At 42.7% G+C, this 15,030-nt stretch carries 15 protein-coding genes and 1 pseudogene; 6 read left to right on the forward strand and 10 right to left on the reverse strand.

Annotated features, from left to right (window positions below):
• Positions 1–98: 98 nt before the first annotated feature.
• From ACOQOE_RS08520 to arsC, 6 genes are read right to left on the reverse strand one after another with little or no spacing between them, the layout of a single operon-like run.
• The gene (locus ACOQOE_RS08520; protein ID WP_067867537.1) at positions 99–350 is read right to left on the reverse strand and encodes a regulator; all 252 of its coding nucleotides are present in this window, start codon (positions 348–350) and stop codon (positions 99–101) included.
• A 46-nt stretch (positions 351–396) separates the two neighbouring features.
• Positions 397–867 carry a nucleoside triphosphate pyrophosphohydrolase family protein gene (locus tag ACOQOE_RS08525; RefSeq protein WP_067867534.1) on the reverse strand — a complete coding sequence of 157 codons (471 nt, stop codon included), beginning with the start codon at positions 865–867 and terminating at the stop codon, positions 397–399.
• Between the two features lie 52 nt (positions 868–919).
• Positions 920–2,692 carry a SufS family cysteine desulfurase gene (locus ACOQOE_RS08530; RefSeq protein WP_420555429.1) on the reverse strand — a complete coding sequence of 591 codons (1,773 nt, stop codon included), beginning with the start codon at positions 2,690–2,692 and terminating at the stop codon, positions 920–922.
• Complete coding sequence (locus ACOQOE_RS08535) at positions 2,655–3,092, reverse strand: DUF2069 domain-containing protein (RefSeq protein ID WP_067867531.1); 438 nt, start codon at positions 3,090–3,092, stop codon at positions 2,655–2,657. Before ACOQOE_RS08535 ends, ACOQOE_RS08530 begins: the two co-directional genes overlap by 38 nt.
• A 25-nt stretch (positions 3,093–3,117) precedes the next feature.
• On the reverse strand, positions 3,118–3,717 hold the full coding sequence (gene wrbA / locus ACOQOE_RS08540; protein WP_067867525.1) for an NAD(P)H:quinone oxidoreductase: 600 nt from the start codon (positions 3,715–3,717) through the stop codon (positions 3,118–3,120).
• Between the two features lies 1 nt (position 3,718).
• The gene (gene arsC / locus ACOQOE_RS08545) at positions 3,719–4,069 is read right to left on the reverse strand and encodes an arsenate reductase (glutaredoxin) (protein WP_067867521.1); all 351 of its coding nucleotides are present in this window, start codon (positions 4,067–4,069) and stop codon (positions 3,719–3,721) included.
• 175 nt (positions 4,070–4,244) lie between these two features.
• Here arsC and ACOQOE_RS08550 point away from each other — a divergent pair, with 175 nt between their 5' ends.
• From ACOQOE_RS08550 to ACOQOE_RS08560, 3 genes are read left to right on the forward strand one after another with little or no spacing between them, the layout of a single operon-like run.
• Positions 4,245–5,459 (forward strand): YihY family inner membrane protein, encoded by a 1,215-nt coding sequence (locus ACOQOE_RS08550; protein ID WP_420555430.1) that lies wholly within the window; start codon positions 4,245–4,247, stop codon positions 5,457–5,459.
• A gap of 52 nt (positions 5,460–5,511) precedes the next feature.
• Positions 5,512–5,796, forward strand: a complete 285-nt coding sequence (locus ACOQOE_RS08555) for an acylphosphatase (protein ID WP_420555431.1) — start codon at positions 5,512–5,514, stop codon at positions 5,794–5,796.
• 59 nt (positions 5,797–5,855) lie between these two features.
• A complete protein-coding gene (locus ACOQOE_RS08560; RefSeq protein WP_420555432.1) occupies positions 5,856–6,926 on the forward strand; it encodes an HDOD domain-containing protein in 1,071 nt (356 codons plus the stop codon).
• Positions 6,927–6,978: 52 nt separating this feature from the next.
• Here the strand turns inward: ACOQOE_RS08560 and ACOQOE_RS08565 are convergent, their stop codons facing one another.
• From ACOQOE_RS08565 to ACOQOE_RS08580, 4 genes are all read right to left on the reverse strand, one after another.
• Positions 6,979–8,703, reverse strand: coding sequence for a proline--tRNA ligase (locus tag ACOQOE_RS08565; RefSeq protein ID WP_067867509.1), 1,725 nt, complete (start codon positions 8,701–8,703; stop codon positions 6,979–6,981).
• A gap of 83 nt (positions 8,704–8,786) precedes the next feature.
• Positions 8,787–9,626, reverse strand: coding sequence for a mechanosensitive ion channel family protein (locus ACOQOE_RS08570; RefSeq protein ID WP_067867507.1), 840 nt, complete (start codon positions 9,624–9,626; stop codon positions 8,787–8,789).
• 23 nt (positions 9,627–9,649) lie between these two features.
• Positions 9,650–10,129 (reverse strand): DUF523 domain-containing protein, encoded by a 480-nt coding sequence (locus ACOQOE_RS08575; RefSeq protein ID WP_067867504.1) that lies wholly within the window; start codon positions 10,127–10,129, stop codon positions 9,650–9,652.
• Between the two features lie 240 nt (positions 10,130–10,369).
• The gene (locus tag ACOQOE_RS08580; protein ID WP_067867499.1) at positions 10,370–10,801 is read right to left on the reverse strand and encodes a MaoC family dehydratase; all 432 of its coding nucleotides are present in this window, start codon (positions 10,799–10,801) and stop codon (positions 10,370–10,372) included.
• A 257-nt stretch (positions 10,802–11,058) separates the two neighbouring features.
• Between ACOQOE_RS08580 and fabV the strand changes: the two genes are divergently transcribed.
• The 3 genes and pseudogenes from fabV to ACOQOE_RS08595 all read left to right on the forward strand — a co-directional run.
• Complete coding sequence (gene fabV, locus ACOQOE_RS08585; protein WP_420555433.1) at positions 11,059–12,252, forward strand: enoyl-ACP reductase FabV; 1,194 nt, start codon at positions 11,059–11,061, stop codon at positions 12,250–12,252.
• A gap of 107 nt (positions 12,253–12,359) precedes the next feature.
• Positions 12,360–13,103: an META domain-containing protein gene (locus tag ACOQOE_RS08590; RefSeq protein WP_420555434.1), complete on the forward strand. Its 744-nt coding sequence runs from the start codon at positions 12,360–12,362 to the stop codon at positions 13,101–13,103.
• Between the two features lie 94 nt (positions 13,104–13,197).
• Positions 13,198–14,802, forward strand: a pseudogene (locus ACOQOE_RS08595) (YgiQ family radical SAM protein); the annotation flags it as partial.
• Positions 14,803–15,030 lie beyond the last annotated feature (228 nt).

A 15,030-nucleotide genomic window follows, 5' to 3' on the forward strand; every position in this document is an offset into this window, starting at 1 on the left:
TCCTGCCGATAGTCGTAGTGAAAACGCTATAGGCTTAAGTGTAATGAGCTGCCTACAACGATCCTGATTAATTGTAAGCAGATCGGATTGCATCGTTTTTAACTACAACCTCCACTCGGGCAGTCCTTTCCGCTCATGCAGGGCAAATCTTTAGCCTTTATTTTAGGGCTCGTTTTTACCATACCTGTAACCGCTAATAACTTAGTTACTAATGATTTCGCAGGTATACCTTGAGGATCAATATTTGCTAATAGGCAGAGCTCCTCCCAGTTTTTTGGAGTAAGCGCTACAGTATGTGTTACTTCGATGATATCACCGGTTTCTTCAATGCGGTAATCATATGTCGGCATCGGTTAATCCAAATATAGTAGGTTTAATATCTGCAAACGAGTGTTGTTAGTCTAGTACAGGTTCATGCCAGTTAGTGTTTTTTAAGAACTTGTGAGCTGGGTAGAACTTACCATCACTGCCGGTTTGGTCTTTTGTGGATTTTACATAGGCTTCTGGAAGTTCACCGCCGGCATAAACATCTAGGCCTTTTTCATTTCGGTAGAAGGCGAGCGTTTTGTCGATCTCTGCTTGGGTTTTACACAGCTTTGATAAGTTGCTTGCTTGAACCGCTGCCATATCTTTGTCGGCATCAATGCCCATAATATGTGCCATACCGTAAGTCACTACCAGAATATCGGCGACCGCATCACGTATTTCAGACATGTCTTTTTTTTCTATACCTTCAACAAGCTCTGCAAGTTCTTCTTGGATAAGGTGTAGCTGTTTGGCTGACTTTTCCCAATTAGGGTTTTGCATATCCCCTTTCTCGTTTCCGAAAACTGTATTTAGATAGGAAACATCAGTGAAATTGCTCATCTTTACTCCATTACTTGTTAAAAATAGTCAGAATATTTAAATATTAATTATCTTAAGAGCTATCTGTTTGCTTTGCGGCTAATTGATAAATTTTATCGACTACTGCGCGAATACCATTGCCGCGTGAGGGGCTTAAATGGCGTTCTAAGGATAGCTGATTAAAAATGGATTCTATATCAATATCTTGGATCTGTTGTGCTGTTTTATTCTGAAATAGATCTAATATTAAGGCTAATAGACCGCGAATAATACGGGCGTCTGAGTCTGCTCTCAATTGTATACGCTGATCTTGCCCTAGTTCATAAAGCAGCCAAGTGTTACTTTCACAGCCCTTTATTCTATTGGCATCTGTTTTGAGATGTTCAGCTAAGCTCTGCAGTTGTTTGCCTTGTAGCATGATTTCACGATAACGGGCATTCCAATCCTGTAAGCTGAGTAACTTATCGAACAACCCTTTTTTTGCTTCCTCTATCGTATGAGTAGACTGGGTGCCTTTAGAATTAGAGGTAACTAAAACTGACTCATCACGGCTAATCATATCTAATGCTGTGACGAAATTTTCTACCTCATTAAGCGTATTATAGAAAGCAAAAGATACCCGTGTAGTACCTGATAAACCAAGAGCTTGCATGAGGGGCATCGCACAGTGATGACCAGTGCGAACAGCAATGCTTTGTTGATCTAGCAGATAGCCAATATCTTGTTGATGTTGATGAGCTAAAGTGAAAGAGATGAGGCTTACAGACTTTTGGGGTGATGCGATCCGCTGCCATCCTTTAATTTGAGAACAACCATCAAGTGCAGCTTTATATAAGCTAGTTTCATGCTGTTCAAGTAGGTGCCTATCTTGGGCTTGTAGCCATTCAATAGCGGAGGCAAGTCCTATAGCGCCAGAGATGTTAGGTGTGCCTGCTTCAAATTTAAAAGGTAAATCATTAAAGGTGGTTTCGCTGAAACTCACTTGAGAGATCATCTCTCCACCCGCTTGCCATGGAGGCATGGCTTCTAATAATTGTTGTTTCCCATAAAGCACCCCTATGCCTGTTGGCGCGTATAATTTATGTGCTGAAAAAACATAAAAATCTACATCTAGGTCGTTTACATCGACTTGAAAATGAGGGAGCGCTTGTGCTCCATCAATTAAGGTTAAAGCGCCTGCATCGTGAGCTAAAGATATGATCTGCTTAACGGGATTAATCGTACCTATGGCATTAGATACATGAGTAATAGCAACAAGGCGAGTTTTATGGGTAAGTAAGGTTTTATAGGCCTGTATATCAAGATCGCCACTCGCTAACAGTGGAATAACTTTAATAATCGCGCCGCTTCTCTGTGCGAGCAATTGCCAAGGAACAATGTTGGCGTGATGCTCTAGAGGGCTGAGTATAATTTCGTCTTCAGGCTTTAAATAGCTTCCCCAGCTATTGGCAATTAGGTTGATTGCTTCAGTTGTGCCGCGGGTCCAGATGATCTCTTTACTGCTTTTAGCGTTTAAAAAATGGGCGACGGTGTCGCGAGCGGCTTCAAACTTACCGGTTGCCTCGGTGCTTAAAGCATGGCTTGCCCTATGCACATTGGCATTAAATGTGGCGTAGTAATTATTTACGCTCTCAATAACAACACTTGGCTTTTGCGTCGTCGCGGCGTTATCTAGATAGATAAGAGGGCTGCCATTAACCTGCTGTTCTAAAATAGGAAACTGGTTGCGTACCTGTTCTAGGGTTTGTTTCTTTGCTTGATCTGAGGCCGTCATGACTCTCTCTAGCGAATAAGTTGTTGAGCGACGTTTAGCTTTCTGGGTTTTTGCTGTTTGCTTTCTTTTCATTATCCCAATGGGCTAACTGTTTGTTGTAGCGGCTCTGCCAGCGTGCATACATCATTGAGCTGGTGAACAGCGTGCCGACTAACAGCGAGTAACCTAGCCCATAGATAAACGTATTGGGGTTGGTTGCAGCTAAAACTGACTGAATAAATGGCAGTAATAATACGAAGCATAGCCAAGCGTGGCCGCGAGGATTCCCTGTAATAATGACACGAATAAATGCGAGTAGTGGCAACATATGAAGTAAACTGATCACCCATGGATGACCGGTAGGTACTGGAATTAAAAACATATGCCATAAGATAAACCAGCCTAATAAAGCGGTGTAACTGGTAACTGTTACTCGTCTGCTAAAAAGGGCTTTAGCGGCGTAATTATGGTCGTCTGGTATGTATGCTTTCAAAAGAGAGTTCTCAATGTTGTTAGGTTTACAGTTTATGGCGGAGCTTATGTGCGAGTTCGCCAAGGCGTTTGCCTTGTGCGACACAGAGTGACAACTCATTGTCATCAAGTGGGCGGTTATCTTGGCCTGCAACATGGGTTGGGCCGTATGGCGTTCCGCCGGTTGTTGTCTTTAACAAAGTAGATTCGCTGTAAGGTAGGCCTGCGATCACCATACCCTGATGGAGCAGGGGGATCATCATCGAGAGTAGAGTCGTTTCCTGTCCGCCATGGAGGCTAGAGCTTGAACTAAATACGGCGGCGGGTTTATCGATTAGAGCGCCAGACAGCCATAGGGAACTTGTTCCATCAATAAAATACTTTAACGGCGCTGCCATATTGCCAAAGCGGGTTGGGCTACCGAGGGCAAGACCTGAACATTCAGCCAAATCCTGTTCGCTGCAATATAGCGCGCCCTCATCGGGTATATCGGATGCCGTTGCTTCACATATAGTTGAGATGGCAGGCACTGTTCGTAATCGAGCTTCCATGCCCGATTGTTCAATCCCGCGTGCAATATGCTGTGCCATAGATCGTGTTGCTCCATGGCGACTGTAGTAAAGAACTAACACGTAGGGCTGAGACATGTTACAAAATGTCCAAAACGGACTCAGGAGGACGTCCTATTCGTGCTTTATCACCTTTGATGACGATTGGACGCTCAATAAGTTTGGGAACCTCGGTCATTACTTTTATAATCTGCTCATCTGATAAAGCGGTGTCATCTAAACCTTGTTCTTTAAATTCAGGCTCTTTCGTGCGTAAAAGCTCGCGAGCTGAGATTCCTAGTTGTTTTAACACAAGTTTAAGCTCATCCGCAGAGGGGGCATCATCCAAATATTTACGGATATCAGGCTGAATACCGTTCTCTTCAAGCAACGCTAAGGTTTGGCGAGATTTGGAACAGCGAGGATTGTGGTAGATAATTACTTCATTCATTGTGCTATACCGTACTTATTAATTATTAATCAATCGAAGTAAAACGGATGATTGATTTAACATGTTAGGTTATTTTGCATCATTGTATACGGCTATAAGATAGATTTCATGAGTGAATCACCTTTTTAGGTACCTATTACTTAGTGTATTTTTGAACGCTGTTTAAAGGAGTGTTATGAGCAGATTGTTTAACCATCCCTATCTACTGTTTCTGAGGTACCTTTTTGCCCAGTTTCGTCATAACCAAGGGATTTTGAATTCAGCGGCATTAACTTATACCACGCTATTTGCGGTAGTGCCTTTAATGACAGTTTCCTACGCGATGTTGGCCGCGGTGCCATCTTTTCAAGGGGTTGGACAGGAGCTACAAGGTTGGGTATTCCAAAATTTTGTACCAACAACCGGTGCAGTGGTGCAGGATTATTTAACCGATTTTTCATCTCAGGCGCGTAAATTAACGGCGGTTGGTATCGCTGTATTAGCAGTAACGTCGATCATGATGATGAAGAATATTGAAGCGGCGTTTAATCGTATTTGGCGTGTATCAGAACCGCGCAAAGGGTTATCAAGCTTTCTACTCTACTGGGCTATTTTAAGTTTAGGTCCTATTCTAATTGGTTTAGGTCTGTTGCTGACCTCTTATATTGCATCTTTACCTTTTATTTCCTCTGCCACAGAACTTGTAGGTAGAGGTCGTTTGTTAAGTTTGTTACCTACTTTGTTTTCTGCTGCTGCATTTACGCTGATTTATGTTGCCGTTCCGAACTGCCGTGTTCCTTTGAAAAGTGCTTTGATTGGTGGTGTTGTCGTGGCTTTGCTGTTTGAAACCGCAAAACGTGGTTTTGCTGCCTTTGTGACTCAGTTTCCCTCTTATGAGTTGATATATGGTGCGTTTGCCGCAGTTCCTTTGTTTCTTCTTTGGATCTTTATCAGTTGGGTAATTATTCTGATGGGGGCAGAGTTAACCCGCTGTATTACGGTTTATCGGCCAGTAGATAAAGGTAAAACTATACCGCACCTGTATACCGTGGTTGCAGTTTTATACCGGCTTTGGAAAGCGCAAAATGAAGGTGCAGCGGTCACTGACCGGTGTTTGTTGCAGGAAGTGGATACATTAGATCAAGGGCGTTGGGATACATATATAACTCTGTTGATTGAGGAGGGAATTATTAAACGCAGTGATCAAGGGGAATACCTATTAAGTCGTAGTATGTCGAGTTTATCGCTTTATGAGCTTAATGATTTGTTGCCTTGGCCCACACCAGCACCTTTGCAGGCTAGCGCTGCGGCGGCTTGGGAGCGAGAATTGGAGAAACGTTTGCAAGATGTCCATCTTGCGGAGAAGGATATGTTTTCGATTTATATGGAGGAGTTGTTTGTTAGTGCTTAAACAATGCAAAGCGTCTTAGTTTTGGCGTTTAATATATTTTACGGAGATTAGAATGGTGGAAATTTGCCTCCATGCGATTGTGATAGGTCGAGTGCAAGGTGTCTGGTTTCGAAAATCAACTCAAGATCAAGCTGAGTCATTAGGCTTGAGCGGTTGGGTTAGAAATCTGCCTGATTCAAGTGTCGAGTTAATGGTGTCTGGCGATGAGCTGGCGGTAAGGCAGCTTGAGGCTTGGCTTAGCCAAGGTCCAGAGCTTGCGGTAGTGGCTGAAGTTAAAAGTAAGCAGAAAGCGTTGCAGGAACTACCCTATCCTTTTGTGATTGTTGATTTTGAGTAGATTGTAGGCTTTGCTATATATGTAGGGTTAATGAGAACCCGAGTGAGCAGGGTTATGGTATGTTTGAGCAGATAAAAGCTTTTTTTGGTCACAAAGCTCATCAAGAAAATACTCCGGTTGCTAAGTCGGAGCCACTAAATGCAACGACCGAAGCGCAAAAAGTACAACAGACGGATAGTGAATACCCCTCTTTGGAAAGTGAAAATTATGGAATTAAGCCTTTACGTAATGCGAGAGAGCTTAGTTTAACTTTTATCAGTAGCTTGTTAGGGGTTAGGGTATTAGATTCTGAAGCATCGAAAGCGCAAGAACGTTTGCTAAGAGCCTCGTTAGATGAGGAGTTGATCGGCTTAAGTGATGAATCTATACCTAAGCTGTCTAAAACAGCGTTAACGCTTATGGCCGACCTACTGAGTGCCGAAAGGGTGCAAAGTAAGATTATTACGGCGATTCAGGAAGATCCTGCTTTAGCGGGTAAAATAATCTCCATTGCTAATTCCCCGCTATTTGTAGCCTCTGACATGGAGGTTAAAGACCTCAGTCATGCGCTTAGCTTATTGGGAGAAGAGCGGCTTAAAAGTATAGTTATGTCGTCGTTGTTAGCCGATAAATTTGAAGTGAATAGCTATTATTTTGAGACCTTCGGCAAAGCGTTGTGGGAGCATTCTTCTGAGGTTGCGGAAAATGCCCGAAAAATTGCTCTAAAGATCAATGCTGATCCTAGTTTATCTTATTTCGTTGGTTTGATTCACGATATAGGTAAGTTGATGATCTTTAGGAAGTTAGTTGAGTTACACAGCGATGAAAATATAGAGCCTCACCCTCAAGTGTTTAGTCATCTATTAAATGATTATTCTGATGCGTTGACGCGTCAGGCCTGTGAGTTTTGGCGGCTGCCAGTGCGTTGGTATCAGCCTATATTAGACTGCCAGGGGGCGGAGCTAGGGGATTTGAAATTACCTGAATCTATAGCGTTATTTCTGGGCAATCGATTTGCTGAATTGCATAGCCTTCATCAGGGAGGGGAGATTACTGATTTTGAATTGGTGTGGCGGTTGACCGAAGTAGGATCAAGTATTGATGAATACCATGATTTGTATCCTAATAATAAAGGTAAATCCGAGATATAAAAAAACGGGCCTACTAGGCCCGTTTTATTCTACATAGTAGATCGTATCTGAATTACAGGTTGATGCGTTCCGCTAAAACAGACATGAGATCGTCGACTTTCACGTCTTGTTTTTCTGCATCACGACGGCCTTTATATTCCAATGTCCCTGTTTCTAAGCCTCGTGGGGAGATGACAACGCGGTGGGGAATACCCATCAGATCCATGTCCGCAAATTTCACGCCTGGGCTGGTCTTTTTATCGCGGTCATCCAGAATGACGTCATAACCGGCTTGTTGGAGGTCTCTATACATTTTATCGGTCAATGCTTTGACCTCATCAGATTTGTCATACTGAAGAGGAATGAGTGCAATATGGAAAGGCGCAATGCTTTCTGGCCAGATAATGCCGCTCTCGTCATGATTTTGCTCAATGGTTGCAGCAATAACACGTGATACACCTATGCCGTAACAGCCCATATCCATAACGACAGATTTACCGTTTTGGTCGAGGACTTTAGCTTCTAAAGCTTCAGAGTACTTTTGGCCAAGCTGGAAGATGTGACCGACTTCAATACCGCGCTTAATTTCAATGGAGCCTTCACCGCAAGGGCTTGGGTCACCTTCGACGACGTTACGAATATCAGCGACCTGTGGAAGATCTACATCGCGGTTCCAGTTGATACCGAAATAGTGTTTGCCGTCTGCATTAGCACCAGCGCTGAAGTCTGATGTTTTGGCTACTGTACGGTCGGCTATCACAGGAATCTCTAAACCTACTGGGCCAAGAGAGCCAGGGCCTGCACCAATTAAATTGCGAATTTGCTCTTCTTCCGCAAACTCTAGAGGCTCTGCAACTTCAGGTAATTTCTCTGCTTTGATCTCATTGAGTTCGTGATCACCACGAACTAAAAGAGCGACGAAATCGGCCTCACAGGCATCCGAAGCCACAACAAACAGTGTTTTGATTGTTTTTTCGATAGGCACATTAAACTGTGTCACTAGCTCATCAATGGTTTTAGCGTTAGGCGTATCAACTATTGTCATTTCAACGGTCGGAGCTGCGAGCTCGCCTGCAGGAGAGAGCGCTTCGGCTAATTCAATATTGGCCGCATAGTCACTAACGTTTGAAAAGGCGATATCATCTTCGCCTGATTCTGCTAAAACGTGAAACTCGTGGGAGGTTGCACCGCCGATAGAGCCCGTATCTGCTAATACTGGGCGGAAGTCTAAACCTAAACGGTTGAAGATCGCGCTATAGGTTTGATACATCAAATCGTAAGTTTGTTGTAGCGACTCAGTACCTACATGAAAGGAATAGGCATCCTTCATAATAAATTCCCGTGAGCGCATTACGCCGAAACGGGGGCGTATTTCATCGCGGAACTTCGTTTGAACCTGATAAAAGTTAGCTGGTAGTTGTTTATAACTTTTAATTTCGCGGCGGATAAGGTCTGTAATTACCTCTTCATGCGTAGGGCCTACGCAAAATTCGCGATTATGGCGATCTTTAACCCGCAACAGTTCTGGGCCGTACATCTCCCAACGACCGGATTCCTGCCAAAGCTCAGCCGGTTGGATCGCGGGCATTAAAACTTCTAGTGCACCTGATTTATCCATCTCTTCTCGCACGATCCTTTCTACTTTACGAAGGGCTCGTAGACCTAGTGGTAGCCAGCTGTATAAGCCTGAAGCAGCTTTGCGAATCATGCCTGCGCGTAACATTAGCTGATGGCTAACAACTTCTGCGTCAGATGGAGTTTCCTTAACCGTGGAAATGAGATATTGGCTTGTGCGCATATTATTACTCAATCGAAGAATTCATTAACAAAACGGGGCACATTGTAGGTGCCAGTGCTTGAACTGCCAAGTAAAAATGAAAGTTATGAAGCTGCTTGAGTTAAAGTGACTTCTCGTTGCGGGAATGGAATAACTATTTTGCTTTCTTGTAATGCATTGTATACGGCTAAGTTAACTTGGTATTGAACCTCAAAATAGCGTTCAGTAGGCACCCAATAACGATAACCAATATTGATAGATGAGTCGGCAAAAGCCTCGACGCCTACTTGAGGCGCTGGGGTTGTTGGAATCTCAACAAATTGCGAAAGGGCGTGATTAATTACGTTAATTGCTTCTTCAGGTTTGCACTGATAACTGATGCCAACGCTAGACTCGACAATTTTATATTGGAATGAATTAATGATAACTTCACCTACAATATGTTTGTTGGGGATAGTTATCATCTCTCCATCTTCTGTGTCAAGGATGGTGTAAGCTAAGCGTATCTCTTTAACTATGCCGGATATATTATTGATATTTATGGTATTTCCAACAACAAAAGGGCGGGTTATTATGATGGTAAAGCCTGCGCCATAGTTGGAGAAAACCCCTTGTAATGCTAAGCCTAAACTTAATGAAATAGCACCTATAGCGGCCACGAAAGGGGCAACACTAATACCAAATTTTCCTAAGCAAACAATAAGCACCATTGCGATAATAAAGAGCTTAACGCAGCTAGAAATAAAGAGGCTTAAAGTGACATCAACATTTTTCTTTTCACATAGTCTTAAGACAATTTTTGCTATCCAGCGGGCAACGATGAGGCCCAATAGGAAAATAATAATGGCGCCAATTACTTGGAAGCTATAGTTGACGAAAAATTCGATAACCATATTACTAAGCTTGGTAATTGTTTCTAACTCATTTTGAAGTTCTTGCTCCATTACTAGCCTCTGCGGAAAAATGATTAAGCGGTGATTCTTTCTGAATCTTCGATAAAAGCAAAGAGTTCTGCAAGTTGTTTTTCGTTAAAAACAGGAATGCCGTTTCTTAAGAGTTCAGCCGCTGCCACACCTGCACCATCAGTTAAAGTGTTTGTGAAGTTACCATCATAGATTTGATTATTGCCACAGGAGGGGCTTTTGGCCTTCATTAAGGCACAAACTACGCCTTCACGTCTGGCTATCTCGAGGGTTTTTTCCGCACCACTTAAATACTGCGGCGTAACATCTTTCCCCTCTTTTGTAGTGATAAGTATCGGGAATTTACACTGGGTTTCAGCAGGAGGGCGTGGTGTTGCTAATCCACCTGATATTTCGGGGCAGATAGGTACTAAACGTCCCTCTTCTTGCCAGCGCTGTAGATTCGGGTGATTAATTAGGTGATGGCCACCATCGAAGCGAACTTTTTCTCCGAGCATGCAGGCACTAATTAGTATTCGTTTCATATCCGTATTTCTTGTTGTTATTTTTTTTCGCACATTTTACGGAACAGTAAAAACTTATCAATGAACTAAAGTATGAATTACAGGTTTGATTTAGGTCAGTTAGCACTAAGAAATGAAACTGTCTTTAGGGAGTGTTTTTTGATGCGAAGAAAAGGGAAGTGAGGGAGCGCCTGTTTCAGAATAGAAAAAACGATAAGCACCATTTTATAAAGAAAGTGGTGCTTAATCGTATAGGTGAATTTAAGCTTCGCGTTTATCAACCATAAATGTGGCGCTACCGGTCGCAACTATTTTGTCGCCTACATAAACTTCTGTTTTGCATTTTACTCGTTTACGGCGCATATCAATTTCTTCAACGGTGAGGAGAGCATTAGCTGTATCACCAATGAAAACAGGTGCTTTAAATTTGATCTGTTGATCAATGTAAATGGCGCCAGGTCCTGGTAATTTTGTACCCGCTACAGTAGAGATAAGCGCTGCGCTAAACATACCGTGAACAATGCGTTTGCCAAACATGGTTGTTTTTGCGTATTCATCGTTTATATGTACTGGATTTGTATCGCCAGATATTCCTGCAAACAGACAAACATCGGCGTCGGTGATAGTTTTGGCAAATGAAGCGTTCATTCCTACTTCAAGGTCTTCTAAGTAATAACCATGTAAATCAGACATCGGGTAATTCCTTAAATAAGCGTCAATAATAGTGTGATGATAACGAATATTACGGATGAATGGCTAATAGAAAACAGCAGAGGTAACAATTCGATAGAATTGGCGTATCTGCTGACCGACTATGGTTATAAACATTAAATATTACAATCTAGGTGTTTTTGTTGGTTTTTGAGCCCTGATATGACGCTGTAAATTTTGCGCTATTTCATGTATCTTACGAATCAACTTTATTTACTGGATTTGAGACCCGTTTACGCATGATTATCAAACCAAAAATTCGCGGTTTTATTTGTACTACTACACACCCCGAGGGCTGTGCAGCCAATGTTCGTGAACAAATTGCCTATACCAAAAGTAAAGGTAAAATTGTTAACGGACCTAAACGTGTTCTCGTTATTGGTGCATCAAGTGGCTATGGCCTTTCATCACGTATCGCTGCGGCGTTTGGCTCAGATGCGGCGACAATAGGTGTTTTCTTTGAAAAGCCTGGCACAGAACGTAAGACGGGTACAGCGGGTTGGTATAACTCCGCGGCATTTGATGCAGAAGCGAAAGCGGCTGGTTTATATTCAAAAAGTTTGAATGGTGATGCTTTTTCCCATGAAGCAAAAGCCAAAACAATCGAATTGATTAAAGAGGAGATGAAGCAAGTTGACTTAGTTGTTTATTCTCTTGCTTCGCCAGTGCGAAAAATGCCTGATACAGGAGAGGTTGTTCGCTCCTGTTTGAAACCTATTGGTAAGCCTTATCAGTCCACGGCCATTGATACTAATAAAGATGCCATTATCAGTGCTGAAGTTGAACCTGCCACGCAGGAAGAGATCGACGCGACCGTTACTGTTATGGGTGGTGAAGATTGGGAATTGTGGATTAATGCACTTGAAGAAGCCGACGTCTTGGCTGAGGGCTGTAAGTCTGTTGCGTATTCCTATATCGGCTCCGATATTACATGGCCGATCTATTGGGATGGTGCTTTAGGTAAAGCTAAGCAAGATCTTGATCGGGCAGCGTCTGCAATTGATGCTAAGCTCAAAGTTAACGGCGGACAGGGGAATATTGGTGTTCTTAAATCGGTCGTTACTCAAGCGAGTTCAGCCATTCCTGTTATGCCGTTATATTTGGCTATGTGCTTCAAAGTGATGCGCGAGAAAGGTTTGCATGAAGGCTGTATGGAACAGGTTCAGCGTTTGTTTGCTACGGGCCTTTACGGTGAATCGGTTGTGATGGATGAGAGTAACCGTTTCCGCATGGATGATTGGGAGCTTAAGGATGAAGTTCAAAATGCCTGCCGCGAAATCTGGCCACAAGTTACCACAGAAAATCTGTTCGATTTGACTGATTATCAGCTTTATAAAGATGAATTTCTGAAATTATTTGGCTTTGGCATTGAAGGTATCAATTATGATCTTGATGTCTCTCCGCTTGTGGACTTTGATGTAAGCGATATATAGTTAACGGTTTATTTGCCAGATAGTAGCGGTATGCTACTATCTGGTGTATCTAGGGATTTTATATATCCTTTCTAATCCTGTTTTTTTACTTCAAACGGAATTGAAGAATGCGCTTTATACCTGTAACGCTACTGTCTGTAGTTTCCCTTTTTATTCTTTCTGGGTGTCTATCACATCCTTCTATGTATAAAGCTGATGGCGCGTTTCTCATCATCGATGCGCAGCCGTTATCGCACCTGCCAGAGTCTGCGAAAGTTGAGGTTGCATTAATTTACAATGATAACAGCGTTAAGTCTGAGGTAATTGAAGAGAACGGCTATTTACCTTATCACTATGAACTGCCGGTTGATGCGGGAAAACAGCCATCCGTCAAAACAATCAAGGTAGCGGTGAGTATTGGTGCGGAAAGAGTATTAGAGGGAGAAAAAATAGTCTCTAGTATAGATGACGCTCCTGTTGCCTTGCACGCCCTTAGTGAAGATGTTCTGGCGAATACTTATTGGCGAGCGGAGGATATTTCTGGGCGGGGTATTCCTCCATCGATCGACACTACTCTAATTTTTAATGGCAGTAACCGGTTGTCAGGCTATGCGGGCTGTAACTTATATCAAAGCGCCTATACTTCTTTGTCGGTGTTTCTTGAAATTGATAAAGCCCGCTTAACACGGCAGCGCTGCTCTAGCCCCATTATGTATCATGAAAATCGTTATTTAGCCCTACTGACTTCAGCGGAGTACTTCTCTATTGATGAACAAGGTAATCTAGCGATTTACTTGTCTGAGCGTGAAAAGCCACTTAAATTTACCCCATTAACTTATCAAGAAGCCCAACAATCTATGATTCTTCAATAAAGTTTTCATATGTGAGCGGTTTTCACTGGGAGTCGTCCCTTGTTTCTGAGAAAATAGCTTTTCTTAGTCACTTATTCTGGTCTGTGTCTCCTATATGAGCCAAATCCAAGCCCGAGATCTATTTTCGTATCCAAAGTATTGGGCCGAATGTTATGCCCCAGCCCCGTTTTTGCCAACAACTCGAGAGGAGATGGAGCTGCTTGGTTGGGATAGCTGTGATGTTATTATCATTTCAGGAGATGCTTATGTAGATCATCCTAGTTTTGGTATGGCTGTAATGGGGCGACTGTTGGAGGCTCAAGGTTTTAGGGTCGGCATTATTACACAGCCGGATTGGACCAGTGCTGAGGACTTTAAATCATTAGGTCAGCCTAACCTCTATTTTGGTATTACTGCCGGGAATATGGACTCCCTTATCAACCGTTATACGGCGGATAAGCGTATGCGTCATGATGATGCTTATACGGCTGGGGGAATGGGAGGTAAACGTCCTGATCGAGCAGTGATTGTCTATAGTCAGCGTTGTAAAGAGGCTTACCGAGAAACGCCTGTTGTTTTAGGGGGGATTGAAGCCAGTCTTCGCAGGATAGCTCAATACGATTATTGGAGTGATAAGGTTCGTCGCTCTGTATTGATGGATGCGACAGCGGATATTCTGCTTTATGGTAATGCCGAGAGAGCGATTGTGGAATTAACCCATCGTTTAGCTAATGGCGAAGCTATTGAGGCTATTAACGATCTACGTGGTACTACAATTCTTTCCTCAGCTATTCCAGCTGATTATATTGAGGTTGATTCTACACGTATCGATTGGCCTGGATATATTGAAGATCTACCAAACCCTTATGAATATAAAGATGTAGCAACCTGCGATAAAAAGGATGCTGCTGATAATACGGTTCAACCTTTACGTATTGTTCCTGCACCATTAAAAGGTAAAGAGCGATTACCTGACGAAGCTTATATTCGTTTACCTTCCTTTGAAAAGGTATCAAAAGATCCGGCGCTTTATGCCCATACTTCGCGGGTGTTACATCAAGAATCAAATCCCCATAACGCTCGAATCTTAGTGCAAAAGCACGGTAATCGTGAATTGTGGGTCAATCCTCCACCTATACCGTTGACTACCTCCGAAATGGACCAAGTGTTTGGGTTGCCATATCAGCGTATACCTCATCCCCGTTATGGTCAGGAAAAAATTCCTGCCTACGATATGATTAAATTCTCAATTAATATTATGAGGGGCTGTTTTGGTGGTTGTACTTTTTGCTCAATTACCGAACATGAAGGGCGGATTATCCAAAGCCGCTCCCATGAATCAGTAATTACTGAAATTGAGGAGATAAGAGATAAGGTTCCGGGCTTTACGGGTGCTATCTCTGATTTAGGGGGGCCTACCTCTAATATGTATCACCTTAACTGTAATGATCCGGAGATACAGTCTTCTTGTCGTAAGCTTTCTTGTGTATATCCCGTAATTTGTAAAAACTTAGATACTGATCATAGCCCAACGACTCAGCTTTATAGAAAAGCACGTAAAGTGAAGGGCGTACATACCGTATCTATCTCATCGGGTTTGCGATATGACTTAGCGGTAGAGGATCCGGAATATGTACGAGAGCTGGTGACATATCATGTTGGGGGATATCTCAAAATTGCCCCTGAGCATAGCGAAGAGGGCACGCTATCAATGATGATGGGGCTTTAATGTAAATAAAAATTCTTGTTTTTTTGAAAGTAAGCTGTACTTAGTACTTCAGCGCCATTTTATAATAAAACAAGTTTTTTTTCTTGTTTTTATGCGCACCTTTTAGCGGCACAAAGAAAATCAAAAAACTTGCAATAACATTAAATGAAATTATCTCCACCGCTTTAGGCTACCTCATATCCTTTCCACAGTCATGATCAAATGAACCCAGATTTTAAG

Origin of the sequence: Neptuniibacter marinus, from assembly GCF_965223595.1 — a bacterium.
GTDB classification, from domain to species: domain Bacteria; phylum Pseudomonadota; class Gammaproteobacteria; order Pseudomonadales; family Balneatricaceae; genus Neptuniibacter; species Neptuniibacter marinus.